General features: G+C 62.5%; 25 protein-coding genes. 15 read left to right on the forward strand and 10 right to left on the reverse strand.

The window, feature by feature from the left end:
* Nucleotides 1-91: 91 nt before the first annotated feature.
* Nucleotides 92-988 carry a LysR family transcriptional regulator gene (locus AYK65_RS15445; RefSeq protein WP_026615549.1) on the reverse strand — a complete coding sequence of 299 codons (897 nt, stop codon included), beginning with the start codon at nt 986-988 and terminating at the stop codon, nt 92-94.
* 9 nt (nt 989-997) lie between these two features.
* Nucleotides 998-1,768, reverse strand: coding sequence for an SDR family NAD(P)-dependent oxidoreductase (locus tag AYK65_RS15450; protein ID WP_046120506.1), 771 nt, complete (start codon nt 1,766-1,768; stop codon nt 998-1,000).
* A 195-nt stretch (nt 1,769-1,963) separates the two neighbouring features.
* On the opposite strand from AYK65_RS15450, the gene AYK65_RS15455 reads away from it, so the two are divergent.
* The 9 genes from AYK65_RS15455 (at nt 1,964) to AYK65_RS15495 (ending at nt 11,790) form a co-directional block, all read left to right on the forward strand.
* The gene (locus AYK65_RS15455; protein WP_046120507.1) at nt 1,964-2,728 is read left to right on the forward strand and encodes a DeoR/GlpR family DNA-binding transcription regulator; all 765 of its coding nucleotides are present in this window, start codon (nt 1,964-1,966) and stop codon (nt 2,726-2,728) included.
* Nucleotides 2,729-2,861: 133 nt separating this feature from the next.
* On the forward strand, nt 2,862-4,373 hold the full coding sequence (glpD, locus tag AYK65_RS15460; protein WP_081158925.1) for a glycerol-3-phosphate dehydrogenase: 1,512 nt from the start codon (nt 2,862-2,864) through the stop codon (nt 4,371-4,373).
* 147 nt (nt 4,374-4,520) lie between these two features.
* Nucleotides 4,521-5,591: an ABC transporter ATP-binding protein gene (locus AYK65_RS15465; protein ID WP_046120509.1), complete on the forward strand. Its 1,071-nt coding sequence runs from the start codon at nt 4,521-4,523 to the stop codon at nt 5,589-5,591.
* 22 nt (nt 5,592-5,613) lie between these two features.
* A complete protein-coding gene (locus AYK65_RS15470; RefSeq protein ID WP_046120510.1) occupies nt 5,614-6,684 on the forward strand; it encodes an ABC transporter ATP-binding protein in 1,071 nt (356 codons plus the stop codon).
* Between the two features lies 1 nt (nt 6,685).
* Nucleotides 6,686-7,552 carry a carbohydrate ABC transporter permease gene (locus AYK65_RS15475; protein WP_026615543.1) on the forward strand — a complete coding sequence of 289 codons (867 nt, stop codon included), beginning with the start codon at nt 6,686-6,688 and terminating at the stop codon, nt 7,550-7,552.
* An 18-nt stretch (nt 7,553-7,570) separates the two neighbouring features.
* Complete coding sequence (locus AYK65_RS15480; RefSeq protein WP_026615542.1) at nt 7,571-8,395, forward strand: carbohydrate ABC transporter permease; 825 nt, start codon at nt 7,571-7,573, stop codon at nt 8,393-8,395.
* Entirely contained in the window at nt 8,395-8,814 is a 420-nt protein-coding gene (locus AYK65_RS15485) for a DUF2160 domain-containing protein (RefSeq protein WP_081158927.1), read from the forward strand. The genes AYK65_RS15480 and AYK65_RS15485 overlap by 1 nt, the downstream gene beginning before the upstream one ends.
* Nucleotides 8,815-8,896: 82 nt before the next feature.
* Complete coding sequence (locus AYK65_RS15490) at nt 8,897-10,621, forward strand: ABC transporter substrate-binding protein (RefSeq protein WP_026615540.1); 1,725 nt, start codon at nt 8,897-8,899, stop codon at nt 10,619-10,621.
* Nucleotides 10,622-10,869: 248 nt separating this feature from the next.
* Nucleotides 10,870-11,790, forward strand: a complete 921-nt coding sequence (locus AYK65_RS15495; protein WP_046120512.1) for a DMT family transporter — start codon at nt 10,870-10,872, stop codon at nt 11,788-11,790.
* 4 nt (nt 11,791-11,794) lie between these two features.
* Here the strand turns inward: AYK65_RS15495 and AYK65_RS15500 are convergent, their stop codons facing one another.
* Nucleotides 11,795-12,223, reverse strand: coding sequence for a Fur family transcriptional regulator (locus AYK65_RS15500; protein WP_026615539.1), 429 nt, complete (start codon nt 12,221-12,223; stop codon nt 11,795-11,797).
* Nucleotides 12,224-12,345: 122 nt separating this feature from the next.
* On the opposite strand from AYK65_RS15500, the gene AYK65_RS15505 reads away from it, so the two are divergent.
* The 5 genes from AYK65_RS15505 (at nt 12,346) to AYK65_RS15525 (ending at nt 17,056) form a co-directional block, all read left to right on the forward strand.
* Nucleotides 12,346-13,251: a metal ABC transporter substrate-binding protein gene (locus AYK65_RS15505; RefSeq protein WP_026615538.1), complete on the forward strand. Its 906-nt coding sequence runs from the start codon at nt 12,346-12,348 to the stop codon at nt 13,249-13,251.
* On the forward strand, nt 13,248-14,183 hold the full coding sequence (locus tag AYK65_RS15510; protein ID WP_046120513.1) for a manganese/iron ABC transporter ATP-binding protein: 936 nt from the start codon (nt 13,248-13,250) through the stop codon (nt 14,181-14,183). The genes AYK65_RS15505 and AYK65_RS15510 overlap by 4 nt, the downstream gene beginning before the upstream one ends.
* Nucleotides 14,180-15,040: a metal ABC transporter permease gene (locus AYK65_RS15515; RefSeq protein ID WP_026615536.1), complete on the forward strand. Its 861-nt coding sequence runs from the start codon at nt 14,180-14,182 to the stop codon at nt 15,038-15,040. The genes AYK65_RS15510 and AYK65_RS15515 overlap by 4 nt, the downstream gene beginning before the upstream one ends.
* On the forward strand, nt 15,037-15,888 hold the full coding sequence (locus AYK65_RS15520; RefSeq protein WP_081158928.1) for a metal ABC transporter permease: 852 nt from the start codon (nt 15,037-15,039) through the stop codon (nt 15,886-15,888). Before AYK65_RS15515 ends, AYK65_RS15520 begins: the two co-directional genes overlap by 4 nt.
* A gap of 241 nt (nt 15,889-16,129) precedes the next feature.
* Nucleotides 16,130-17,056, forward strand: a complete 927-nt coding sequence (locus AYK65_RS15525) for a DUF6030 family protein (RefSeq protein WP_244559983.1) — start codon at nt 16,130-16,132, stop codon at nt 17,054-17,056.
* Here the strand turns inward: AYK65_RS15525 and AYK65_RS15530 are convergent.
* Entirely contained in the window at nt 17,018-17,449 is a 432-nt protein-coding gene (locus AYK65_RS15530; protein WP_046120514.1) for an Lrp/AsnC family transcriptional regulator, read from the reverse strand. The genes AYK65_RS15525 and AYK65_RS15530 overlap by 39 nt on opposite strands.
* 127 nt (nt 17,450-17,576) lie before the next feature.
* Between AYK65_RS15530 and AYK65_RS15535 the strand changes: the two genes are divergently transcribed.
* Entirely contained in the window at nt 17,577-18,677 is a 1,101-nt protein-coding gene (locus AYK65_RS15535; RefSeq protein WP_046120515.1) for a saccharopine dehydrogenase family protein, read from the forward strand.
* 409 nt (nt 18,678-19,086) lie between these two features.
* Here AYK65_RS15535 and AYK65_RS15540 read toward each other — a convergent pair whose 3' ends face one another.
* The 6 genes from AYK65_RS15540 to AYK65_RS15565 all read right to left on the reverse strand — a co-directional run bounded on the left by AYK65_RS15540 (nt 19,087) and on the right by AYK65_RS15565 (nt 24,792).
* Complete coding sequence (locus AYK65_RS15540) at nt 19,087-19,491, reverse strand: F0F1 ATP synthase subunit epsilon (RefSeq protein WP_026615532.1); 405 nt, start codon at nt 19,489-19,491, stop codon at nt 19,087-19,089.
* 122 nt (nt 19,492-19,613) lie between these two features.
* Nucleotides 19,614-21,128 carry a F0F1 ATP synthase subunit beta gene (gene atpD, locus AYK65_RS15545; RefSeq protein WP_026615531.1) on the reverse strand — a complete coding sequence of 505 codons (1,515 nt, stop codon included), beginning with the start codon at nt 21,126-21,128 and terminating at the stop codon, nt 19,614-19,616.
* A 23-nt stretch (nt 21,129-21,151) separates the two neighbouring features.
* Entirely contained in the window at nt 21,152-22,033 is an 882-nt protein-coding gene (locus AYK65_RS15550; RefSeq protein ID WP_046120516.1) for a F0F1 ATP synthase subunit gamma, read from the reverse strand.
* A gap of 27 nt (nt 22,034-22,060) precedes the next feature.
* Nucleotides 22,061-23,590, reverse strand: coding sequence for a F0F1 ATP synthase subunit alpha (gene atpA, locus AYK65_RS15555; RefSeq protein ID WP_081158929.1), 1,530 nt, complete (start codon nt 23,588-23,590; stop codon nt 22,061-22,063).
* A complete protein-coding gene (locus AYK65_RS15560) occupies nt 23,590-24,156 on the reverse strand; it encodes a F0F1 ATP synthase subunit delta (RefSeq protein WP_046120518.1) in 567 nt (188 codons plus the stop codon). Before AYK65_RS15560 ends, atpA begins: the two co-directional genes overlap by 1 nt.
* A gap of 249 nt (nt 24,157-24,405) precedes the next feature.
* Nucleotides 24,406-24,792 (reverse strand): AGROH133_08824 family phage infection protein, encoded by a 387-nt coding sequence (locus AYK65_RS15565; RefSeq protein WP_046120683.1) that lies wholly within the window; start codon nt 24,790-24,792, stop codon nt 24,406-24,408.
* Nucleotides 24,793-24,832: the final 40 nt, after the last annotated feature.

Below are 24,832 nucleotides of genomic sequence, written 5' to 3' on the forward strand. Positions count from 1 at the left end.
CGGAGCCTCTTCGACCTCTGCCTACAAGACAAGCTTCGCGCTTATGTTCCGAAGGGTCAATAATGCTGTTCCGTCGATCGATAGAAAAAATCTATTGAGCCCTGTTGCGCTCACCAAGAATGCGCGCTTCATGCAGCAAAGCCGAGACCAATGGCGTAAACGGCTCACGATAGGTCGCCACCAGGCCAACCGTGTGATGCACGTCCGGTTCGACGATCGGAATCAACCGGATATCCTCGGGAAAACCAAAGGATTTCGCGACGTTATAGGGCATGATGCTCGCCCAGCGGCCGGTGCGGACATGGGAGAAGAGCACGATCATCGAGTTCGATTCGAGCGTCGGGTTCGCGACCGCGCCGGTTTCGGCAAAGTGCTGATTGATGATCCGCCGGTTCTGCATATCCGCAGTCAATAGACAAAGCCGAATGCCGCTCACCTCCTTCCAGGTCACGCTTTCGCGATCCGAAAGAGGCGTGCCAGCGGCCGTAACCAGATGATATTGCTCGACCTGCAGCGGCACGCTGGTGACGCGGCCGAGCGGTTCGTTTTCGAGATAGGTCAAACCGGCATCGATCTCGAGGTTTTCGAGGAGCGCCAGGATCTGCAGCGACGTCGTCGAAAGCACCGAGAAGGTGACGTCCGGATGCTTCTCCTGGAACGGCGCAGTGATCATCGGCACCATGGCAAGCGTCGTCGGGATCGCGGCAAGCCGGATATGACCCGACAGACCTTTTCGCGCCGCCCGCATTTCCTCCCGCATGGTGCGCGTGTCGCCGACGATCCGCCGCGCCCATTCGAGCACCCGCTGGCCTTCGGGCGTCAGCCCCTGAAAGCGCGAGCCGCGATTGACGAGCATGACGCCGAGCTGGTCTTCAAGCTGGCGGATCGCGGCCGAAAGCGTCGGCTGCGTGACCCCGCACTCCTCCGCCGCCCGGCCGAAATGCCGTTCGCGGGCGAGCGCGAGAAAGAATTCCAGCTTGTCGATCATGCCTGGATCTCAAGCGATGAGCTGCCCACCATTCACCTCCAGCACCTGCCCGGTGATGTAGCCCGAAAGCGCGTGCGAAGCGAGGAAGAGATAGGCGGGCGCACAATCCTCGGCGGTGCCGAGCCGGCCGAGGGGGATCGTCTTGCGCGTCGCCTCCAGTTTCTCTGGCGACGAATAGCGCGCGTGGAAGTCGGTGGCGATCGTGCCGGGCGAGACGCAGTTGACGCGGATGCCTGCCGGCGCCAGCTCGCGCGCCAGCGCCTTCGAATAGATGGCGACGAAGGCCTTGGTCGCGGAATAGATGGACGAGCCGGCGCTGCCGCCGGTGCGCGCCGAGATCGAGACGGTGTTGACGATCGCCGGATGGGTGCCTTTGCCGAGGAGCGGCAGCATCGCTCGCGTCATCTCGACGACCGATGTCTGATTGAGCGCAACGACGGTTCGATAGTCGTCGTCGGTGATATCTGCCGCGGAGAAGCGGCCGACCATCGTCCCGGCATTGTTGACGAGCACGTCGAGGCTGTCGAAGCGGCTCCGCACCACATCGGCGAGGCCCTCCACGCCCCCTGCTGCAAGAAAATCCGCCGCTGCAAGGAACGCCCTCCCCTCGGCGGCGGCGAGATCGAGAAATTCCGGACGATCGGCGGCGATCGTCCGGCCCATATGCACCAGCACGCGGGCGCCGCAGTCGAGAAATTGCCGCGCGACCTCAAGGCCGATGCCCCGACCGCCGCCGGTGACCACCACATTCATGCCCTTGAACAAGGCCGGATGAAACATGTGCTTGTCTTCCTCTTAAAGCGCGCCGTGGCCAATCGAATTCATAACCACGCTGGCGCATCCGCCGATCGATTGCAACGTCCGCTTCACGCTTGCGGGCCGAAAATCGAAACTCCAGTTCAATCGCTGATTCTGAAATTGCGCGGCTTTCGTTTTTGCATATTATGAAAGAAAACGAAAACGAGGGAGCGTCGGATGTATCTCACGGAGCGGCAGGCGGAAATCCTGGAAATGGCGAAAGCCGAGGGCCGCGTACTCGTCGAGGACCTCGCCCAGCGCTTCTCCGTGACGCCTCAGACGATCCGCAAGGACCTGAACGATCTCTGCGACGCCAGGGTGCTCAACCGCATTCACGGCGGCGCCATCTTCCCGAGCGGCAAAGAGAACGTCAAATACGAATCTCGCCGCCAGATCGCAGCGGCGGAAAAGCAGGCGATCGGCCGCGCCGCAGCGAGCCTCATTCCCGACAACGCCTCGCTCTTCATCAATATCGGCACCACCACCGAGGCGGTCGGAGAAGCGCTGCTCGACCACAAGGAACTGATGGTCATCACCAACAACATAAATGTTGCCAATCGCTTGCGGGTTTTCCCCTCGATCGAGGTGGTGATTGCCGGCGGCGTCGTGCGCGGCTCTGACGGGGGCATCGTCGGCGAGGCGGCGGTTGACTTCATCAAGCAGTTCAAGGTGGACTTCGCCGTCATCGGCGCCTCCGCGATCGACCATGACGGCGCGCTGCTCGATTTCGACTATCGCGAGGTCAAAGTCGCGCAGGCGATCATTGCCAACGCACGTCATGTCATTCTCGTTTCCGATTCGACCAAATTCGAACGCACCGCGCCGGTCCGCATCGGCCATATCTCCCAGGTGCAAACCTTCATCACCGACCGCTGCATCATTGAAAACGTGAAGAAAATCTGCGCCGACCAGGGTGTCAAACTGATCGAGACGGAAATCTGACCGGGCATGCGTGTTCCATCATCTGAGATTCGGGAAACATTCGTTTGACATTCGAAATGTTTTCGCTTTAACTGCTTTCACTTTCGCGATTGCGTAAAAATTGTGCGTCGCGAAATGTGGAGGGGAGCATACAGTGTCAGAGCAGGCAATCTTCGACGTCTTTGTCATAGGCGGCGGCATCAACGGATGCGGCATTGCGCGTGATGCGGTCGGTCGAGGATATTCCGTCGCGCTTGCCGAGATGAATGATTTCGCCTCCGGAACCTCCTCCGGTTCCACCAAGCTCATCCATGGCGGCCTGCGCTATCTCGAACATTATGAATTCCGGCTTGTGCGGGAGGCCCTGATGGAGCGCGAGGTGCTCTGGGCCATGGCGCCGCACGTCATCTGGCCGATGCGCTTCGTGCTGCCCTACCACAAAGGCGGCCCCCGCCCAGCCTGGCTGATCCGCCTCGGCCTCTTTCTTTATGATCATATCGGCGGTCGCAAGCTGCTCCCGCCGACGAGCACGCTCGACATGACCCGCGATCCGGCGGGTGCGCCCTTGAAGCGTCTCTTCATCAAGGCGTTTGAATATTCCGACGGCTGGGTCGACGACGCCCGTCTCGTGGTTTTGAACGCGCGCGACGCCGCCGATCGCGGCGCGCGGATCATGACCCGCACCCGCGTCGTCTCTGCCCGCCGCGAGGGCGGTCGCTGGGCGATCGAGATCGAGAACGTGACGACGGGCACGCGCGAAACGGTGCGCGCCCGCATGCTCGTCAACGCCGCCGGTCCCTGGGTGGACCGGGTGCTCGCCGAGACCCTCGGCAAAAACGACGTCCGCAATGTCCGCCTCGTCCAGGGCAGCCATATCGTCGTGAACAAGAAGTTCGACGATCCACGCGCCTATTTCTTCCAGAATCCGGACGGACGGATCATGTTCGCCATTCCTTACCAGGACGACTTCACGCTGATCGGCACCACGGACCGCGATTACACCGGCAACCCGGCGGACGTGCGCATCAGTGATGCCGAGATCGACTATCTTTGCAGGGCGGCGAGCGAATATTTCAGTGATCCGGTCACGAAAGAGGATATCGTCTGGACCTATTCGGCGGTGCGTCCCCTTTTCGACGACGGCGCAAGCAAGGCGCAGGAGGCGACCCGCGACTACGTACTGCGCGTCGAGAACGGCGAGGCTCCGTTGCTCAATGTTTTCGGCGGCAAACTCACGACCTATCGGCGGCTCGCGGAATCTGCTCTAGACAAGATCGGCGAGGCGATCGGCGCTAAGGGCAAGAAATGGACGGCCGGATCGCATCTGCCGGGCGGCAAATTTCCAGTTGCGGGCTACGAGGAGGAGGTCGCGAAACTGAAAGCGCACTATCCCTTTCTGGCCGCTTCGCACGCCCGCCGCCTCGTCCGGCTCTATGGCACGCGGGCGGCGCGGCTTCTCGGCAATGCCGCAAGCGAGGCCGACCTCGGAAGGCGCTTCGGGGCGGACCTCTATGCGGCCGAAGTGGATTGGCTCATCGGGCAGGAATGGGCGTTGCGTGCGGAGGACGTGCTTTGGCGCCGTACGAAGCTGGGCTTGAAGCTTTCGCGGGCGCAAACCGCGGAACTGGAGGAGTATATGCGGGACGCGGCCAGCGCAGCCGCGTAGATCACGATGATCTTGGGTGGATTCGACCCAAAATCATGAGCGTGATCGATCAAAAAAGAGCGGGATGCGGGCGGAAAACCGAAAACACTTTTCCTCGTCCCGCTCTATTCCGCGCTTGGGACTGCCGATGGCTGGGTGGAGAATTCAATGCTTGAAATGAAAAACATATCCAAGGTCGTGGGCGGGGAGACGCATATCCACCCGACCGACCTTGCGCTGGAGCGGGGGTCGCTCAACGTGCTGCTCGGCCCGACCCTCTCCGGCAAGACGTCGCTGATGCGGCTGATGGCCGGTCTCGACAAGCCCGCCTCCGGTTCGATCCATTTCGACGGCGCAGACGTCACCGGCCTGCCTGTGCAGAAGCGCTCGGTCGCCATGGTCTATCAGCAGTTCATCAACTACCCGGCGATGACGGTCTACGAAAACATCGCCTCGCCCATGCGCATCAGGGGTGCCGATAGCGCCGCCATCGACCGGGAAGTGCGCAAGGCGGCCGATCTCCTGAAGCTCGCGCCCTATCTCGACCGTACGCCGCTCAATCTTTCCGGCGGCCAGCAGCAGCGCACGGCGCTCGCGCGCGCCATCGTCAAGAATGCCGACCTGGTGCTGCTCGACGAGCCGCTCGCCAATCTCGACTACAAACTGCGCGAGGAGCTGCGGGAGGAATTGCCGAAGATCTTCGCCGCTTCCGGCGCGATCTTCGTTTATGCGACGACAGAACCCTCCGAAGCGCTCCTGCTCGGCGGCAACACCGCCACCTTGAGCGAGGGCCGCATCACCCAGTTCGGCCGCACCATCGACGTCTATCGCCGTCCGGTCGACATCGTCACCGCCCGCACCTTCGCCGATCCGCCGCTCAACACGATCGGCCTCGTGAAAGCGGGATCGCATTTCACGCTCGAAGGTAAGCCGGTGCTTTCCGTTCCCGCGCATCTGGCGGCAGTCGCCGACGGCCCCTGCACGGTAGCCTTCCAACCTCACCACCTTTCCTTCGACCGCCCCAACGGAAGCGGCGATCCGCTGACCGTCAAGACGGCGATTTCCGAAATCACCGGTTCGGAAAGCTTCATTCACGTCGGCTTCGCCGATGCGCGCTGGGTGATGCTGGCGCCGGGCATTCACGATATCGAACCGGACGCGACCCTCGAGGTCTTCGTCGACACCCGCCATCTGATGGCCTTCGGGCCGGACGGCCGGGCGGTCGGCGGGACGGCCTGAAGAAAGCGTCGGGGAGGAGACCATGGCACGCATCGATCTCGACCACATCCGCCACGCCTACGGCGCCAAGCCGAAGTCGGAAGCCGACTATGCGCTGAAGGAAGTCCATCACGAGTGGAACGACGGCGGCGCCTATGCGCTGCTCGGCCCTTCAGGCTGCGGCAAAACCACGCTGCTCAACATTATTTCGGGGCTCATCAACCCGTCGGAGGGGCGCATCCTCTTCGACGGTACCGATGTCACGCATCTGACGACGCAGCAGCGCAACATCGCCCAGGTGTTCCAGTTCCCAGTCATCTACGACACGATGACCGTCTACGACAATCTCGCCTTCCCGCTCCGCAACCGCCGGGTTCCGGAAGCGGAGGTCGACCGCCGCGTCAAGGAGATCATCGAAATGACCGGGCTCGGCGGTTGGGCGAAGAAAACCGCACGCGGGCTGACGGCCGACCAGAAGCAGAAGATCTCGCTCGGCCGCGGCCTCGTCCGCTCCGACGTCAGCGCCATCCTCTTCGACGAGCCGCTGACCGTCATCGACCCGGAAATGAAATGGGTGCTGCGCTCGCAGATCAAGCGGCTGCACAAGCAATTCGGCTTCACCATGGTCTATGTGACGCACGACCAGACCGAGGCGCTCACCTTCGCCGACAAGGTCGTCGTCATGTATGACGGCCAGATCGTCCAGATCGGCACGCCGGCGGAACTCTTCGAGCGGCCGCGCCACACCTTCGTCGGCTATTTCATCGGCTCACCGGGCATGAACGTCCTGCCGGCCGAGATCGACGGAGCCAGGGCAGCTATCGGTGACCAAAGCATTGGCCTGAATTTCCAGCCGAAGATCGAGGCTGGCGCGAAGACCGAACTCGGCATCCGTCCGGAATTCATCTCGCTCGGCCGCGAGGGCATGCCCGTCGCGATCACCAAGGTCGAGGACATCGGCCGCCACAAGATCGTGCGCGCCCGCTTCGCCGATCGGCTGATCTCGATCGTCGTCGACGAGGACGGCGAGATCCCTGCCGAGCCGCGCGTCACCTTCGATCCGAAGGCAATCAACATCTATGCCGATTCCTGGCGCGTCGGTGAGGAGGCCTGACATGGAAAAGACCTGGAACAACAAGGCCTGGTTCATGGTCCTGCCGGTGCTCGTGCTCGTCGCCTTCTCGGCGGTGATCCCGCTGATGACGGTCGTCAACTATTCGGTGCAGGACACTTTCGGCAATAACGAGTTCTTCTGGGCCGGCACCGACTGGTTCCTGGAGGTGCTGGAATCCGACCGCTTTTGGGACGCGCTCACCCGCAACCTGATCTTCTCGGCGATCATTCTCGCGATCGAGATCCCGCTCGGCATCGTGATCGCCCTCAACATGCCGAAGAAGGGCATCGGCGTGCCGATCTGCCTTGTGCTGATGGCGCTGCCGCTGCTCATTCCGTGGAACGTCGTCGGCACCATCTGGCAGGTCTTCGGCCGCGTCGACATCGGGCTGCTCGGACGAGCAGTCGCCTCGCTCGGCATCAATTACAATTATGTGCAGAACCCCATCGATGCCTGGGTGACGCTGATCATCATGGATGTCTGGCACTGGACGAGCCTCGTCGTCCTGCTCTGCTATGCCGGCCTCGTCTCGATCCCGGATGCCTATTACCAGGCCGCCAAGATCGACGGCGCCTCGCGCTGGTCCGTCTTCCGCTACATCCAGCTTCCGAAGATGAAGCGCGTGCTCTTGATCGCCTTCCTCTTGCGCTTCATGGACAGTTTCATGATCTACACGGAACCCTTCGTCGTCACCGGCGGCGGTCCCGGCAACTCGACGACCTTCCTGTCGATCGATCTCGTCAAGATGGCGATCGGCCAGTTCGACCTCGGCCCCGCCGCAGCCCTCTCGATCATCTACTTCCTCATCATCCTGCTCTTGTCGTGGATCTTCTACACGGTGATGACCACGAGCGACGCGCAGGGCTGAGAAAGGAGGGAGGAAACCATGATGACCAACAAGCAACCGCTTTCGCAGCGCCTCTCCTGGCTGGTGCCGACGATCTACATCGTCTTCCTGCTGCTGCCGATCTACTGGCTCGTCAATATGAGCTTCAAGGAAACGAGCGAAATCCTCGGCGCCTTCTCGCTCTGGCCTCAGAACCCGACGCTCGGGAACTACCGGGTGATCTTCACCGATCCGTCCTGGTATTCGGGCTACATCAACTCCATCATCTATGTGGTGCTCAATACCGTTATCTCGGTGACGGTGGCGCTGCCGGCGGCCTACGCTTTCTCGCGTTACCGCTTCCTCGGCGACAAGCACCTGTTCTTCTGGCTGCTCACCAACCGCATGGCACCGCCCGCGGTTTTCGCGCTTCCCTTCTTCCAGCTCTACTCCGCCTTCGGCCTCATCGACACGCATATCGCTGTCGCGATCGCGCACTGCCTGTTCAACGTGCCGCTCGCAGTCTGGATCCTGGAAGGCTTCATGTCCGGCGTGCCGAAGGAGATCGACGAGACCGCCTATATCGACGGGTACTCGTTCCCGCGGTTCTTCGCCAAGATCTTCGTGCCGCTGATCGCCTCCGGCATCGGTGTGGCCGCGTTCTTCTGCTTCATGTTCTCCTGGGTCGAGCTGCTGCTCGCCCGCACGCTGACGACGACCGACGCCAAGCCGATCGCCGCAACGATGACGCGCACGATCTCGGCGTCGGGCCTCGACTGGGGCGTGCTCGCCGCCGCCGGTGTGCTGACCATCATCCCCGGCGCGCTCGTCATCTATTTCGTCCGCAACTACATCGCCAAGGGCTTCGCCCTGGGGAGGGTCTGATGGCAAGCATCGCCACTCGCAAGAACCGCTGGCCCGTCGCACTTGTCGCCGTGCTCGTCGTCTATGTCGCAGCTGCGGGCCTGCTCATTTCCGCTCTGCCAGTGGAGGACGGCGAGCGCGACTGGTTCGCCTCGCTGATCCCCGGTGGCTGGATGGCCTGGTCGTTCCCGACCGCCATGTTTTTTCTGACGATCTTCGCGCTGCTGTCGCTCATGGCTGTCTGGGAATATGCCCGGCCCGGCGGCAATCCGCGCGTCGGCATTCTTCGCTTCGAGACGACCCGCGGCGACCGGCTGTTCGTCTCGCTGCTCGGAAGCGCATTCATTCACCTCGCATGGCTGGGACTAGTCGGCGCAAATCTCTGGTGGGCACTCGCCCTCTCGGTGATCTACGCCATCGGCGTCTTCCGCTACGTCTGAGGCATCGGAATGAAGGGCACGCCGCCAGCGCGCCCTTCGAAACTGCAAGGAAACGCAATCGCAAAACCCAAGGGAGGAATTGATGCGACGGCACCTTTTGACAACGACGGCGGCTATGCTGCTGGCACTTACCGGCTCGGCATTCGCCGGCATGGAAGAGGCAAAGCAGTTCCTGGACAAGGAAATTGCCGATCTCTCCTCGCTCGACCGCGCCGCCCAGGAAGCGGAAATGCAATGGTTCGTCGATGCGGCGAAGCCTTTCGCCGGCATGGAGATCAAGGTCGTCTCCGAAACGATCGCCACCCATGAATACGAATCGAAGGTGCTGGCCCCGGCGTTCACTGCGATCACCGGCATCAAGATCACGCATGACCTGATCGGTGAAGGCGACGTCGTCGAAAAGCTGCAGACGCAGATGCAGTCGGGCGAAAACGTCTACGACGCCTACATCAACGACTCGGACCTGATCGGCACCCATTGGCGCTATCAGCAGGCGCGCAGCCTGACGGATTTCATGGCGAACGAGGGCAAGGACGTCACCAATCCCAACCTCGACATCGACGACTTCATCGGCAAGTCCTTCACCACGGCTCCGGACGGCAAGCTCTACCAGCTTCCCGATCAGCAGTTCGCGAACCTCTACTGGTTCCGCTACGACTGGTTCAACGATCCGAAGAACCAGGAGGAGTTCAAGGCCAAGTACGGCTACGACCTCGGCGTCCCGGTCAACTGGTCGGCCTATGAGGACATCGCCGAATTCTTCACCGGCCGCGAGATCGATGGCAAGAAGGTCTATGGCCACATGGACTACGGCAAGAAGGACCCGTCCCTCGGCTGGCGCTTCACCGACGCTTGGCTGTCGATGGCCGGCAACGGCGACAAGGGCATCCCGAACGGCAAGCCGGTCGACGAGTGGGGCATCAGGGTCGACGAGAACTCGCGCCCCGTCGGCTCCTGCGTCGCACGCGGCGGTGATACCAACGGCCCGGCCTCGGTCTACGCCATCCAGAAATATCTCGACTGGATGAAGGCCTATGCGCCGGCTGCCGCCCAGGGCATGACCTTCTCGGAATCCGGTCCGGTTCCGTCGCAAGGCGAGATCGCCCAGCAGATGTTCACCTATACCGCCTTCACCGCCAGCTTCGTGAAGGAAGGCCTGCCGGTCGTGAACGCTGACGGCACGCCGAAGTGGCGTTTTGCTCCGAGCCCGCATGGCGTCTACTGGAAGGACGGCATGAAGCTCGGCTATCAGGACGCCGGCTCCTGGACGCTTCTGAAGTCGACGCCCGACGACCGCGCCAAGGCCGCCTGGCTCTACGCGCAGTTCGTCACCTCGAAGACCATCGACGTGAAGAAGAGCCATGTCGGCCTCACCTTCATCCGCCAGTCGACGCTCGATCACCAGAGCTTCACCGATCGCGCGCCGAAGCTCGGCGGCCTGATCGAGTTCTACCGTTCGCCGGCCCGCCTGCAGTGGTCGCCGACCGGCACCAACGTGCCTGACTATCCGAAGCTCGCACAGCTCTGGTGGCAGGCGATCGGCGACGCCTCTTCCGGTGCCAAGACCGCGCAGGAAGCCATGGACTCGCTTTGCGCCGAGCAGGAGAAGGTGCTGCAGCGCCTCGAACGCGCCGGCATCCAGGGCGACATCGGTCCGAAGCTCGCCGAGGAGCACGATCTCGAATACTGGAATGCGGAAGCCGTCAAGGCCGGCAACCTCGCTCCGCAGTTGAAGGTCGAGAACGAGAAGGAAAAGCCGATCACCGTCAACTACGACGAACTGGTCAAGAGCTGGCAGACGAACTAATCCAATGACAAAGGCACCGCCCGGAGTTTCGGGCGGTGCCGCGATACCGGAGATGCGGCACCGGGGCTGGAAACAGCCCCGGTTTTCGTTACTGCATGTTTGGTTAAACCGTACCCGATTTAAGGACAAAAACATGCAGTGGAGATCTCCCGCCCAGGGAGATCTCACCACACTTCGATCGGGACCGAAGCATCCGTCTCTCCAGCGAGGTTAGAAGAGCGGCATGGACTCGCTTCAAGGACTGATCGATGATCGCTGCCGCCAAAACAAACATCGCTTGCGAACTGTTGCTTCTTCTCGCTCTCGCGACGCTCTGGGGCGCCTCTTACACCTTCATCAAGATCGGCGTCGAAACCATTCCGCCGATAACGCTGATCGCCGCCCGGACCCTGATCGCCGGGGCGATCCTTCTCGCCGTCATCGGCTGGCGCGGCCTCTCGCTGCCGCGTGACGCGGCCACTTGGCGGCGCCTTCTGTTCCAGGCCTGCCTCAACAGCGTCCTTCCGTTCACGCTAATCGCATGGGCCGAGCGCACGATCGACGCCGGCGTCGCAGCGATCCTCAATTCCACCACGCCCATCTTCGCCTTCCTGCTGACGGCGCTAATCACCCGCCACGAGGCGGTTACCACGCGCAAGTTCGTCGGCGTCGTTGCCGGGCTGACGGGCACAAGCTTGGTCATCGGTTTGGAGGCGTTTCGCGGTATCGGTGATCAACTCGCGGCACAGATCGCGGTGGTCATTGCGACGGTCTGCTATGCGGGCGCCGCGATCTTCGGCAAGGGCTTCAAGGACCTCGATCCGATCATCCCCGCCGCCGGATCGCTGATCTCGGGCGCCGCTCTGCTCGTCCCAGCGAGCCTGATCGTCGACCAGCCGTGGACGCTCACGCCTTCGGCCCAGTCTCTGACGGCGCTCCTCGGCCTCTCGGTCTTCTCCACAGCACTGGCCTTCGCCATCTATTTCCGCCTGATCCAAACGCTCGGCTCCGTCGGTGCGACGGCTCAGGCTTACGTTCGCGTTCCCATCGGCGTTGCGATCGGAGTGCTGTTTCTCGGCGAGACGCTGTCAGCGACGGCGTGGCTGGGGCTCGGCTGCGTCATCCTCGGGGTCGCCGCCATGACCATGCCCGCCGGACGCGCGGTGCCGGCGGTCGTCCCGAAAGGCTGACCGCTCAGTCCTTGCGCTTGCGGCAATAGAGCTCCAGCCGGTGGCGCACCAGGTCGTAGCCGAGCTCGGCAGCGATCTCCGCCTGGAGCTGCTCGATCTTGTCGGAACGGAACTCGATCACGGCGCCCGTTTCGATGTCGATCAGATGGTCGTGATGCGGCGCATCCGCCGTCTCGAACCGGGCAGTCGCGCTCTCGAAGGCGTGCCGCTGCACGACACCCTGCTGCTCCAGCGCGGACAGCGTCCGGTAGACGGTCGAGAGCGACACCGTCGCGTCGATTTCCTTTGCCCGCCGGTGCAGTTCGCTGGCGTCCGGATGGTCTTCCGCCTCGGCCAGAATCTTGAGGATCGCCGCCCGCTGACGCGTGACGCGCACGCCGCCTTCACGCAGGATTCCTTCCAGTTCCTCGATCCGATTCTTCGTCTTTCTCATCCGGCGACACTAGCCAAGGGTCATCTGTTTGAAAATAGCTAGTTGCAAATGGTTCTCATTTGCATTGACTTATGCAGGCCATTCGCCTACCCATAATGTAGGTCTGCAAAGAGGAGAGCTGAATGATCGATCCGACGAGGCGCATGATACTGGCGGCAGCAGCGGCAATGGCTGCCTTTTCCCTCCTGCCCGGCACCGCCGCCGCAGCGGAAAAGTTCAAGGCCGTCACCACCTTCACAGTCATTGCCGATATGGCGCGGAACGTTGCCGGCAACGCGGCAACCGTCGAATCGATCACCAAGCCGGGGGCGGAGATCCACAACTACCAGCCGACCCCGCGCGATATCCTGAAGGCGCATGACGCCCATCTCATTTTATGGAACGGGCTCAACCTTGAGCTCTGGTTCGAAAAGTTCTTCCAGAATTTCGATGACATTCCGGGCGTCGTCGTCTCCGAAGGCGTCGAGCCGATGGGGATTGCCGAAGGCCCCTATACCGGCAAGCCGAACCCGCACGCCTGGATGTCGCCTTCCGCAGCTCTGATCTATGTCGACAACATCCGCGATGCTTTCGTGAAGCACGATCCGGAAAACGCCGAGATCTACAAGGCGAATGCCGAGGCCTACAAGAAGAAGATCGAGGCGACGATCGCACCCATCCGCGCCGAACTCGAGAAAATCCCGGCGGAGAAACGCTGGCTCGTTTCGAGCGAGGGCGCCTTCAGCTATCTCGCCCGCGATTTCGGCCTGAAGGAGCTCTATCTCTGGCCGATCAACGCCGACCAGCAAGGCACGCCGCAGCAGGTGCGCAAAGTAATAGACGTGGTGCGGGCCAACCACATTCCGGTGGTCTTCTCCGAAAGCACGATCTCGCCCGATCCTGCCCAGCAGGTCGCGCGCGAGACGGGTGCAAAATACGGCGGCGTGCTCTATGTCGATTCCCTGAGCGAGGCCGACGGCCCCGTTCCGACCTATCTCGATCTCCTGCGCGTTACATCGGAAACGATCGCGAAAGGCTTATCGCAATGAACCTTCAGGAAAAGGCCCGCGCCTATCCGAAAGCGGTTCCAAAAGAGGAAGCAGACGGCATCCGCGTCAGCGGCGCCACGGTGACCTATCGCAACGGCCACCGGGCGCTGCGCGATGCCTCCTTCAAGATCCCGACCGGCACGATCGCCGCTCTCGTCGGCGTCAACGGCAGCGGCAAGTCGACGCTCTTCAAGGCGATCATGGGCTTCGTCCGGCTGGCAAAGGGCGATATTTCGATACTCGGCCTCACCGTACCGCAGGCGCTGAAGAAGAACCTCGTCGCCTATGTGCCCCAGGCCGAGGAGGTCGACTGGAATTTCCCCGTCCTTGTCGAGGACGTGGTGATGATGGGCCGCTACGGTCACATGAACATGCTGCGCATGCCGAAGCACGCCGACCACGAGGCGGTCGAGGCGGCATTGGCTAGGGTCGGGATGAGCGATTTCCGCAAGCGCCAGATCGGCGAACTCTCCGGCGGCCAGAAGAAGCGCGTCTTCCTGGCCCGGGCGCTCGCGCAGGACGGCCGCGTCATCCTGCTCGACGAGCCCTTCACCGGCGTCGACGTCAAGACCGAGGATGCGATCATCCGCCTGCTCGTCGCGCTTCGCGAGGAAGGTCGCGTGATGCTCGTCTCCACCCACAATCTCGGCAGCGTGCCGGAATTCTGCGATCGCACTATCCTTCTGAAAAACACGGTGCTTGCCTACGGGCCGACCGCAACGACCTTCACCCGTGACAATCTCGAACTCGCCTTCGGCGGCGTATTGCGCCACTTCGTGCTCGGTGGAGAGAACCTGCACGACGATGCCGATCCTCGCCAGCTTGCCGTCATCACCGACGATGAACGGCCGCTCGTCATGTACGGCGCGAAGGGGCAGATGGTGACGCAGCCCGCGAAGCCCGAAACCCCATCCGAGGCGGACAAGGAATGATCGCCACGCTTCTCGAGCCGTTCACCTACACTTACATGGTGAATGCCATGTGGGTCAGCGCGCTCGTCGGCGCCGTCTGCGCCTTCCTCTCGGCCTATCTGATGCTGAAGGGCTGGTCGCTGATCGGCGACGCGCTTTCGCACGCGATCGTGCCGGGCGTTGCCGGCGCCTATATGCTCGGCCTCCCCTTCTCGCTCGGCGCCTTCTTCTCCGGAGCGCTCGCCGCGGCCGCCATGCTCTTCCTCAATCAGCGCACGCGATTGAAGGAGGACACGATCATCGGCCTGATCTTCACCTCCTTCTTCGGCCTCGGCCTCTTCATGGTGTCGCTGTCGCCGACCTCGGTGAACATCCAGACGATCGTGCTCGGCAATATCCTCGCGATCACCCCGGCCGACACGCTGCAACTCGCTCTCATCGGCATCGTCTCGCTCGTGATCCTATCGGCGAAATGGAAGGACCTAATGGTGACCTTCTTCGACGAAAGCCACGCCCGTTCGATCGGCATCAATACGACTTTCCTGAAGGTGCTGTTCTTCACCTTGCTCTCGGCCTGCACGGTCGCGGCCTTGCAGACCGTCGGCGCCTTTCTCGTCATCGCCATGGTCGTGACGCCCGGCGCAACCGCCTACCTCATCACCGACCGCTTCCCGCGGCTGATCGTGATCAGCATCGCCATCGGCGCGCTGACGAGCTTCGTCGGTGCCTATTCCAGCTATTTCCTCGACGGCGCGACCGGCGGCATCATCATCGTGCTGCAGACGGCGATCTTCCTGCTCGCCTTCGTGCTTGCCCCCAAGCACGGACTGCTTGCCGCCCGTCGCCGCGCATCTGAAGCATTGGAGACCGCAGGATGATCTCGCTCGACATGCTCCTTGCCGTGTTCGAATTCGAGTTCATGCGCAACGCGCTCCTGATCTCGGTTCTGGTCGCGATCCCGACGGCGATGCTCTCCTGCTTCCTCGTGCTGAAGGGCTGGTCGCTGATGGGCGACGCGATCTCGCACGCGGTCTTCCCCGGCGTCGTCGTCTCCTATATCGTTGGCCTACCGCTCGCCGCCGGCGCCTTTGCCGCCGGCATGTGCTGCGCACTCCTCACCGGCTATCTCAAGGACAACAGCCGCATTAAACAGGACACGGTGATGGGCGTCGTCTTTTCCGGCATGTTCGGCCTCGGTCTCGTCCTCTACGTGAACATCCAGAGCGACGTGCATCTCGATCATATCCTCTTCGGCGACATGCTCGGCATCGGCTGGGGCGACATTCTCGAGACGGGCCTCATCGCGGCCGTGGCAGCCGGCATCCTCGCCTTCAAGTGGCGCGATCTCCTGCTGCATGCCTTCGATCCGGCGCAGGCACGCGCCGTCGGCCTGCCGGTCGGGTGGCTGCATTACGGTTTGCTGGCGATCCTGTCGCTAACGATCGTCGGCGCGCTCAAGGCGGTCGGGCTGATCCTTGCCATCGCCATGCTGATCTCCCCCGGCGCGATCGCCTATCTCGTCACGCGGACGTTCCGCGGCATGCTGATCGTCGCCGTCGCGGTCGCCGCCATTGCCTCCTTTTCCGGCGTCTATCTCTCCTTTTTCATCGACAGCGCCCCGGCCCCGACGATCGTGCTCTTGATGACGGCGATCTTCCTCCTCGCCTTCGCCTATTCCACCTGGAAGACGGCGCGCATGGAGGCGCGGCGAACGAGCGTGGAATAGGTGGTCTCAGGTCGAATCGTTCCAAAGCCCTCTTCCCCTTGTGTGGAGGAGTTGGGGAGGGGCCGCGGCGCAAGCCTGGGAGAGCGACGTTTGCGCTCCCGCCATCTGCCTCTCTCGGCTGTTTCGAGCACGACGCCTCTTGGACGCCGGCGCGATGATCCCGTATTGTGCGCCGTCTTCAAAAGATGCGATGCGGGAGCGGAAACACGCGTCCCGCGCTAAGGCGGAGCAATGAGGGGATATGGAGGAGAAGCAGGAAGGCCGTTCCGGCGTCGCTTTCTTCTTGATCGCCGTCGCGCTGATCTTCACGGCAATTCTCGCGACCGTGCTCTTCGCCAATGAACAACGCAACCTGAAACAACTCCTCGCCGCAATGGGTCTTGAGATCAAGCCGCCGGAAAAGGAGCGGCTGCCCGAGCATGCTGCGCCGCGCAAGCGGCCGGAACCGCAAAAAGCACTCCTGCCCACCCAGATCTTTGCGGACCTCAAGACGCCGGAGCAGCAATTCATCCGCGAAATCCGCAGCGACCCGCGTGCGCTTTGCGAAGGCCTGCGCGAGGCTGGCTTCCGCGACCTCGAATGGAAGTCGGCCGAGAGCGGCCGGTGGGAATGCTCCACGCTCGTTCCCTTTCCCCGCCCGGGCGAGGGGCAAAGCTCGTCCATTTTCATCTTGGTCAAGGGCAGCGGCGAGGATGAGATCACCTCCTTCCGCGTGAAGCTCAACATCGAGAACGCTGAGGACACGCAGGCCGTCACGAGTGCGGCGGCGAAGGCTGCTTCCGTCTTCCTGACCGAGGTCCGCTGGGCCGATAGCACCAGCATCGCCTTGAAGATCCAGGCGTTGAAGGAGTTCGATCTCAAACGTTTCGGCAGCCGCATCCAGCTGAAGCGGGAATCGGGCGAAACGCCCAGGTACAATTTCCTCGCCAATCAGGCGGCGCGGACGCGACCGAAGAGCGTTGCCGAGGTCTATTTCGACCGCGAGAGATGGCTGCCGCCCGGCGACGGCTCGATCGTCTCCTTCGTCCGAGGCCCGAGCGGCTGGGATATGGCGAGCGCGCCGGCAGACACGCGGGCGGGCGCGGGCGACCGGCCGCAACGCCCAGGCACTGATGCGGGATCGCAATCGTCAGCGATCGATCCGCGTCGAGAGGATGATCGACGATAGCGTCTTTTCGACGCCTTCGATTTCGCCGATTCGATCGATCAAATGGTCCAGTTCGCTGATCGAGGCTGCGGCAACAACGGCGATCAAATCGAAGCTGCCGCTCACCGAATGCAGCGTGCGGATCTCGCGGATCGCCGCGAGTTCCGGCGTAACCCGGCTCAGCGCCCGGGGCGCGATGGTGACCAGCACATGCGCCTTGACGAGGCCCTGCTCATAGCCCTCCGAAAGCCGCACGCCGTAGCCTGCGATCACCCCTTCGCGCTCCAGCCGCTCGATGCGCGCCTGTACCGTCGTGCGAGAGAGACCGAGTCGGCGGGCGATCGTCGCGGTCGGCATGCGGGCGTTCTCGCTCAGCACGGCGAGCAGTTCGCGATCTTTGTCGGTCATTTGCATATCGTCGACTCCGATCGGCGAAATGCCGATCTCTTCCCGGCGATTTAGCCAGATCGACGCTTCAAATCAACGGAATCCGGCAGGATAATTACGACTGAAGAAGCTCATACCCTGGGAAAAAAGAAGAATGAAAGACATCGTCGTCATCGGCGCCGGCAAGATCGGCTCGACCATTGCGCGCATGCTGGCGCATACCGGCGAATATCGGGTCTGCGTCGCCGATCGCAGCGCCGAGCAGCTGGCGCAGATCGAAAAGCACGATGCAATTTCGACCGCCGTCATCGACATTGCCGACCGCAATGCGCTGGCCGGCCTGCTCGCCGGCAAGTTCGCGATGCTGAGCGCCGCGCCCTTCCATCTTACAGTCGCGATCGCCGAGGCGGCAGCCGAGGCGGAGATCCACTATCTCGATCTCACCGAGGACGTCGAGTCGACCCGCCAGGTCAAGACGATTGCGGCACAAGCGAAGACGGCCTTCATCCCGCAATGCGGCCTCGCTCCCGGCTTCATCTCGATCGTCGCCAACGATCTCACCAGGCATTTCGACACGCTCGAGAGCGTGCGCATGCGCGTCGGCGCCCTGCCGCAATACCCGTCCAATGCGCTCAACTACAATCTCACCTGGAGCACGGACGGCGTCATCAACGAATATATCGAGCCCTGCGAGGCGATCGTCGAGGGTTCTCTGATCGAAGTTCCGGCAATGGAAGAGCGCGAGGAGTTCTCGCTCGACGGAGTCACCTACGAAGCCTTCAACACCTCCGGCGGCCTCGGCACCCTTTGCGAGACGCTTAAGGGCAAGGTGCGGACGCTGAACTACAAGACGATCCGCTATCCCGGTCACGCCGCAATCTTCAAGGCGCTTCTCAATGACCTCGGCCTGCGTCACCGCCGCGAGGTGCTGAAGGACATTCTCGAGAATGCACTGCCGACGACGACCCAGGATGTGGTCGTCATCTTCGTCACCGTCTCCGGCTACCGCGAAGGCCGCCTGATCCAGGAGACCTACGCCAACAAGGTCTATAGCGGCGTCGTTGCAGGACGCATGCAGAGCGGCATCCAGATCACGACGGCCGGCAGCATCTGCGCCGTGCTCGACCTGCTCGCCGAAGGCAAGATCCCGACAAAGGGCTTCGTGCGCCAGGAAGACATCGCGCTCGACACCTTCCTCGCCAACCGCTTCGGCCGCTATTACGCTCAGAAGCACGAGGAACGCGCGGCGAGCTGAGTTTTGCCCCGCTCCTCTGGGGCGATTGATGCTCATCCTCGGAAGAGAGACCCAAAATGCCCGGACACGATCCGGGCATTTTGCGTTCACGGCAGTCTCGCCCGGAGCCGCCCATCCCCCTCATCCGGTCTGCCGGCCACCTTTTCCCCGCAGGCGGAGCGAAGGAGACCCGCGGCACCCGACCGTTCCCCCTCCCCCATGAGGAGGCGGTGCGGCGATACTCGGCCCTCTCCCACTTGTGGGGAGAGGGCTAGCGTGAGGTGCATTTGAACACGCTCTGTAAGCGGCGACTGTCACTCGACCCGTCGTCAAATGTTGCTGACAACGAACGGAGGCGATTGCCTTAAACACGAAAAACCCCGCTCGAGGCGGGGTTCGATGAGCATTATCCCTCGTCGGGATGTCCCTTTCAGGCGGGGATGACGATCTCCCCGAGCTTCGTCAGCTCGGCGATGAACTGTTCGATGCGCGTCTTCTTCTCGTCGACAGCGCCTTCGAGTTCGGCGCGCGCCGCGTCGATGCGGTTCTCGAGGATCGTACGATCGAGCTCGTCGACATGGACCGCCGATTCGGCAAGGAGCGTGCAGCCATCGGGCAGGATATCGGCGAAGCCGCCGAAGACGGCGAAACGCTCGGTCTTGCCGCCGGCCGTCTTCACCGTGACCACACCCGGCTTGACGGTCGTCATGGTCGGCGCGTGATGGGCCATCACGGTCATCTCACCCTCGGTCGCCGGAATGACGACTTCCGTAACCTTTTCGGAGAGCAGCAGGCGCTCGGGGGAAACAAGCTCAAAATTGAAACTGTCGGCCATGACCATTCACTTCCGGTAAGCGCACCGCGAGATGGCGGCGGCTGTGCATGTTCTCAACCGCTTGAGCCGCGGCGGAATGAAAACCATGGCGCGGTCGCTCCGCGCCACGGTTCACGATGCAATTAGGCGGCTTCGGCAGCCAGCTTCTTCGCCTTCTCGATAGCTTCCTCGATCGAGCCGACCATATAGAAGGCGGCTTCCGGCAGGTGGTCGTACTCGCCGTTGACGAGGCCCTTGAAGCCCTTGATCGTGTCTTCGAGAGCGACCAGCTTGCCCGGCGAGCCGGTGAAGACTTCGGCGACGAAGAACGGCTGCGACAGGAAGCGTTCGATCTTGCGGGCGCGGGCGACGGCGAGCTTGTCCTCTTCGGAAAGCTCGTCCATGCCGAGGATGGCGATGATGTCCTGGAGCGCCTTGTAGCGTTGCAGGGTCGACTGCACCTTGCGCGACACTTCATAGTGCTCTTCGCCGACGATCATCGGGTCGAGCATGCGCGAGGTCGAGTCGAGCGGGTCCACCGCGGGGTAGATGCCCTTTTCCGCAATCGAGCGCGACAGAACGGTCGTGGCGTCAAGGTGGGCGAACGAAGTCGCCGGCGCCGGGTCGGTCAAGTCGTCGGCCGGAACATAGATCGCCTGAACCGAGGTGATCGAGCCCTTGGTCGTCGTGGTGATGCGCTCCTGCATCGCGCCCATGTCGGTGGCGAGCGTCGGCTGATAGCCCACGGCCGACGGGATGCGGCCGAGCAGAGCCGACACTTCCGAGCCCGCCTGGGTGAAGCGGAAGATGTTGTCGACGAAGAAGAGAACGTCCTGGCCTTCGTCACGGAAGTGCTCGGCGACCGTCAGACCGGTGAGCGCCACGCGGGCGCGCGCACCCGGCGGTTCGTTCATCTGGCCGTAAACCAGCGCAGCCTTGGAGCCTTCGCCGCCGCCGTGCTTGTTCACGCCCGATTCGATCATTTCGTGGTAGAGGTCGTTGCCTTCGCGGGTACGCTCACCGACGCCTGCGAAGACGGAGTAACCGCCGTGTGCCTTGGCGACGTTGTTGATCAGTTCCATGATCAGAACGGTCTTGCCGACGCCTGCACCGCCGAAGAGGCCGATCTTGCCGCCCTTGGCGTAAGGAGCGAGCAGGTCGACGACCTTGATGCCGGTGACGAGGATCTGCGCTTCCGTCGACTGGTCGACATAAGCCGGGGCGTCCTGGTGGATGGCGCGGCGGGCCGAGGTCTCGACCGGGCCGGCTTCATCGACCGGCTCGCCGATGACGTTCATGATGCGGCCGAGCGTTTCCTTGCCGACCGGAACGGCGATCGGGCCGCCCGTGTCGACGACCGACTGGCCGCGGACGAGACCTTCGGTCGAGTCCATGGCGATCGTGCGGACGGTGTTTTCGCCGAGGTGCTGGGCGACTTCGAGAACGAGGCGGTTACCCTTGTTGTCGGTTTCCAGCGCGTTCAGGATCTGCGGGAGATAGCCTTCTTCGAACGAGACGTCGACGACGGCGCCGATGACCTGCGTCACGCGGCCGACAGCACCCGTAGCCGCAACGGCTGTCTTGGCGGAAGCTGCCTTCTTCGGAGCAGCAGGCTTCTTCGCCGCTGCGGTTTCTTTCGGGGTAGCTGCCCTAGCCATATTCTGACCCTCTTCTCGTAACCTTAGAGCGCTTCCGCGCCAGAGATGATTTCAATGAGTTCCTTGGTGATCTGCGCCTGACGCTGACGGTTGTAGTTGAGCGTCAGCTTGTTGATCATCTCACCGGCATTGCGCGTCGCATTGTCCATGGCGCTCATCTTGGCGCCCATTTCGCCGGCGACGTTCTCGAGCAGGGCCCGGAAGATCTGCACCGAAATGTTGCGCGGTATGAGGTCGCTGAGGATGGCCGCAGCATCCGGCTCGTATTCGTAGATCGCCGATGCGGTCTCGGCCTCGGCGGAAACCTCGCCCGCCGTCGCCGGGATGAGCTGCTGCGCGGTCGGGATCTGCGAAATGACGGACTTGAACTCGGAATAGAACAACGTGCAGACGTCGAACTCGCCGTTTTCGAAGAGTTCGATGACCTTGTGCCCGATCCGGTCCGCGTTCTCGAAGCCGATCTTCTTGACTTCACGCAGGTCGACGCGGTCGATGATCAGCGAAGCGAATTCGCGCCGCAGAATATCGAAGCCCTTCTTGCCGACGCAGATGATCTTGACCGTCTTGCCCTGGGCAAGCAGCTTGCGCACATGATCGCGGGCAAAGCGGGCGATCTGCGAGTTGAAGCCGCCGCAGAGGCCGCGCTCGGCGGTGCAGACGATCAGCAGATGCGTGTCGTCACGGCCGGTGCCCGTCATCAGCCGTGGCGCGGCGTCGTCCGCGCCGACCGCCTGGGCGATATTGGCGAGAACGGCAGCCATGCGCTGCGAATAGGGCCGGGCGGCCTCGGCCGCCTCCTGGGCACGCCGAAGCTTCGCCGCGGCGACCATCTTCATCGCCTTGGTGATCTTCTGCGTCGCCTTGACGGAGGCGATCCGGTTTTTCAGATCCTTAAGTGAAGGCATCCGTTGTCCGTCCTAGTTGAGGTCCGCTCAGGCGAAAGACTTGGCGAAGCTGTCGATTGCGGTCTTCAGCTTGGCCTTGGTGTCGTCCGAGATCGCCTTTTCCGTGCGGATCGTGTCGAGGACGGCTTTGCCTTCCGAACGCAGATAGGAAAGCAGGCCCTGTTCGAACTTGCCGACTTCGTTGACCGGCAGCTTGTCGAGGTAGCCGTTGACGCCGGCGAAGATGACCGCGACCTGTTCTTCCGTCTTCAGCGGCGAGAACTGCGGCTGCTTCAGGAGTTCGGTCAGGCGGGCGCCGCGGTTCAGGAGGCGCTGCGTCGCGGCGTCGAGGTCGGAGCCGAACTGCGCAAAAGCGGCCATTTCGCGGTACTGCGCGAGTTCGCCCTTAATCGAGCCGGCGACTTGCTTCATCGCCTTGATCTGAGCGGAGGAACCGACGCGCGAAACCGACAGACCGACATTAACGGCCGGGCGGATGCCTTGGTAGAACAGGTCGGTTTCAAGGAAGATCTGACCGTCGGTGATCGAGATCACGTTGGTCGGAATGAACGCGGACACGTCGTTGCCCTGCGTCTCGATGACCGGCAGAGCCGTCAGCGAGCCGGCGCCGTTGTCGTCATTGAGCTTTGCAGCGCGCTCCAGAAGACGGGAATGCAGGTAGAAGACGTCGCCCGGATAGGCTTCGCGGCCCGGCGGGCGGCGGAGAAGCAGTGACATCTGACGGTAGGCGACGGCCTGCTTGGAAAGGTCGTCATAGCCGATCAGCGCATGCTTGCCGTTGTCGCGGAAGTATTCGCCCATCGTGCAGCCGGCGAACGGAGCGAGATACTGCATCGGCGCCGGATCGGAGGCGGTGGCGGCAATGATGATCGAGTACTGCAGAGCGCCGCGCTCTTCGAGAACCTTCACGAACTGCGCAACCGTCGAGCGCTTCTGGCCGATGGCGACGTAGACGCAATAGAGCTTGTCCTGCTCCGGGCCGTTGTCGTGGATCGGCTTCTGGTTCAGGAAGGTGTCGAGGATGATCGCGGTCTTGCCGGTCTGGCGGTCCCCGATGACGAGCTCGCGCTGGCCGCGGCCGACCGGGATGAGGGCGTCGATCGCCTTGAGGCCGGTCGACATCGGCTCATGCACCGACTTGCGCGGAATGATGCCAGGCGCCTTGATGTCGACGCGGGCACGCTGCTTGGCGTTGATCGGGCCCTTGCCGTCGATCGGGTTGCCGAGCGCGTCGACGACGCGGCCGAGCAGTTCCGGGCCGACCGGGACGTCCACGATGGCGCCGGTCCGCTTGACGATGTCGCCCTCCTTGATGTCGCGGTCGGAGCCGAAGATAACGACACCGACGTTATCGGCTTCGAGGTTCAGCGCCATGCCGCGAATTCCGCCCGGGAATTCGACCATCTCGCCTGCCTGGACATTGTCGAGGCCGTAGACGCGGGCAATACCGTCACCGACGGAGAGCACCTGACCGACTTCGGAGACTTCTGCTTCCTGGCCGAAATTTTTGATCTGATCTTTGAGAATTGCGGAAATTTCCGCGGCGCGGATATCCATCAGCCGACCTCTTTCAGTGCAAGCTTAAGGGTAGAGAGTTTGGTGCGAAGGGAGGTGTCAATCTGGCGGGACCCGACCTTGACGATCAGACCTCCAAGAATAGACGGGTCGACGGTGACGTTGACCGCCACGTCTTTGCCGGTGACGCCTTTCAGCGTCGCCTTCAATTCGGTTTGCTGCGCTTCAGTCAGCGCATGCGCCGACGTCACGTCGGCAGTGATTTCACCCCGGTGGCGCGCAGCGATCAGGCGGAAGGCCTTGATGACGCCCGGCAGCGCGAAGAGGCGGCGGTTGCGCGCGACGACCCTGAGGAAGTTGCCGGTGAGCCCGGAGAAGCCGAACTTCTCGACGAGCGCCGAAACGGCCTTGAACTGGTCTTCGGCGGAAAACACGGGACTGACGATGAGACGCTTGAGATCCTCGCTGCCGTCGATCAGTGCCTGGACGCGAGCGAGATCGGCGCCGACCGCCTCGACGGAACCAGCCTCGAGCGCCAGCTCGAAGAGAGAGGATGCATATCGTTCTGCAACACCGGAAATAAGCTGGGATGTGTCTGCCACGGGCACAAGCTTCTCTCAAAATCATCCAAGAACGTCAGCAGCGGCGAACCGTTGACTTAACATCTTGAATTTGCTGCAATAACTCGCAGGACATCGAGGCCGTTCGACCCACTTCCCCCGCAATTCGCGGTTCGTCTAGCATAGGATGTTTGGACTCGCAACACGCCAAGGGCACGAATGCGGCATAAGTCGGCTGGTTCAGTCGATATTTGCTGTAAATTCCGTTGCAGCCTGCTGCAGGCCGTCTCCGGCGGGTCAGATCAGCCCGAAGACATAGGCAAGCGGCAGGATCGCAAGCGCCAACTGGACGGCGAGCGCGGCCCAGTTGAAAAGCGTGACGCCATTGTCGCTCATCATCGAAAGCATGCGGCCGAAGGCAGCGAGTGCGAAGGCGGCTCCGACGGCGAGATAGACCCAGGTTTGCGCCAGCATGAGGGCCGCGAGACCGAGGCCCAGATGCATTCCGCCCATGGTGGAGCGGGCCTCCGCCAGTCCGCCGCGACGTCCCTCTGCGACACCGATGCCGGCGGCGCGAAAGGTAAGGCGAGGCGCGAAGAGCATGACAAGGCCGATCAGTGCCGCCATCGCGGCGGCGCAGAAGGCCAGGAACTCCCCGGTTTCCGTCGGAATATAGAACTCCATGGCCATCCCTGCGGCAAATCATCTCAGTGCATACACCGCC

The organism is Ensifer aridi, assembly GCF_002078505.1.
Taxonomy (GTDB): domain Bacteria; phylum Pseudomonadota; class Alphaproteobacteria; order Rhizobiales; family Rhizobiaceae; genus Sinorhizobium; species Sinorhizobium aridi.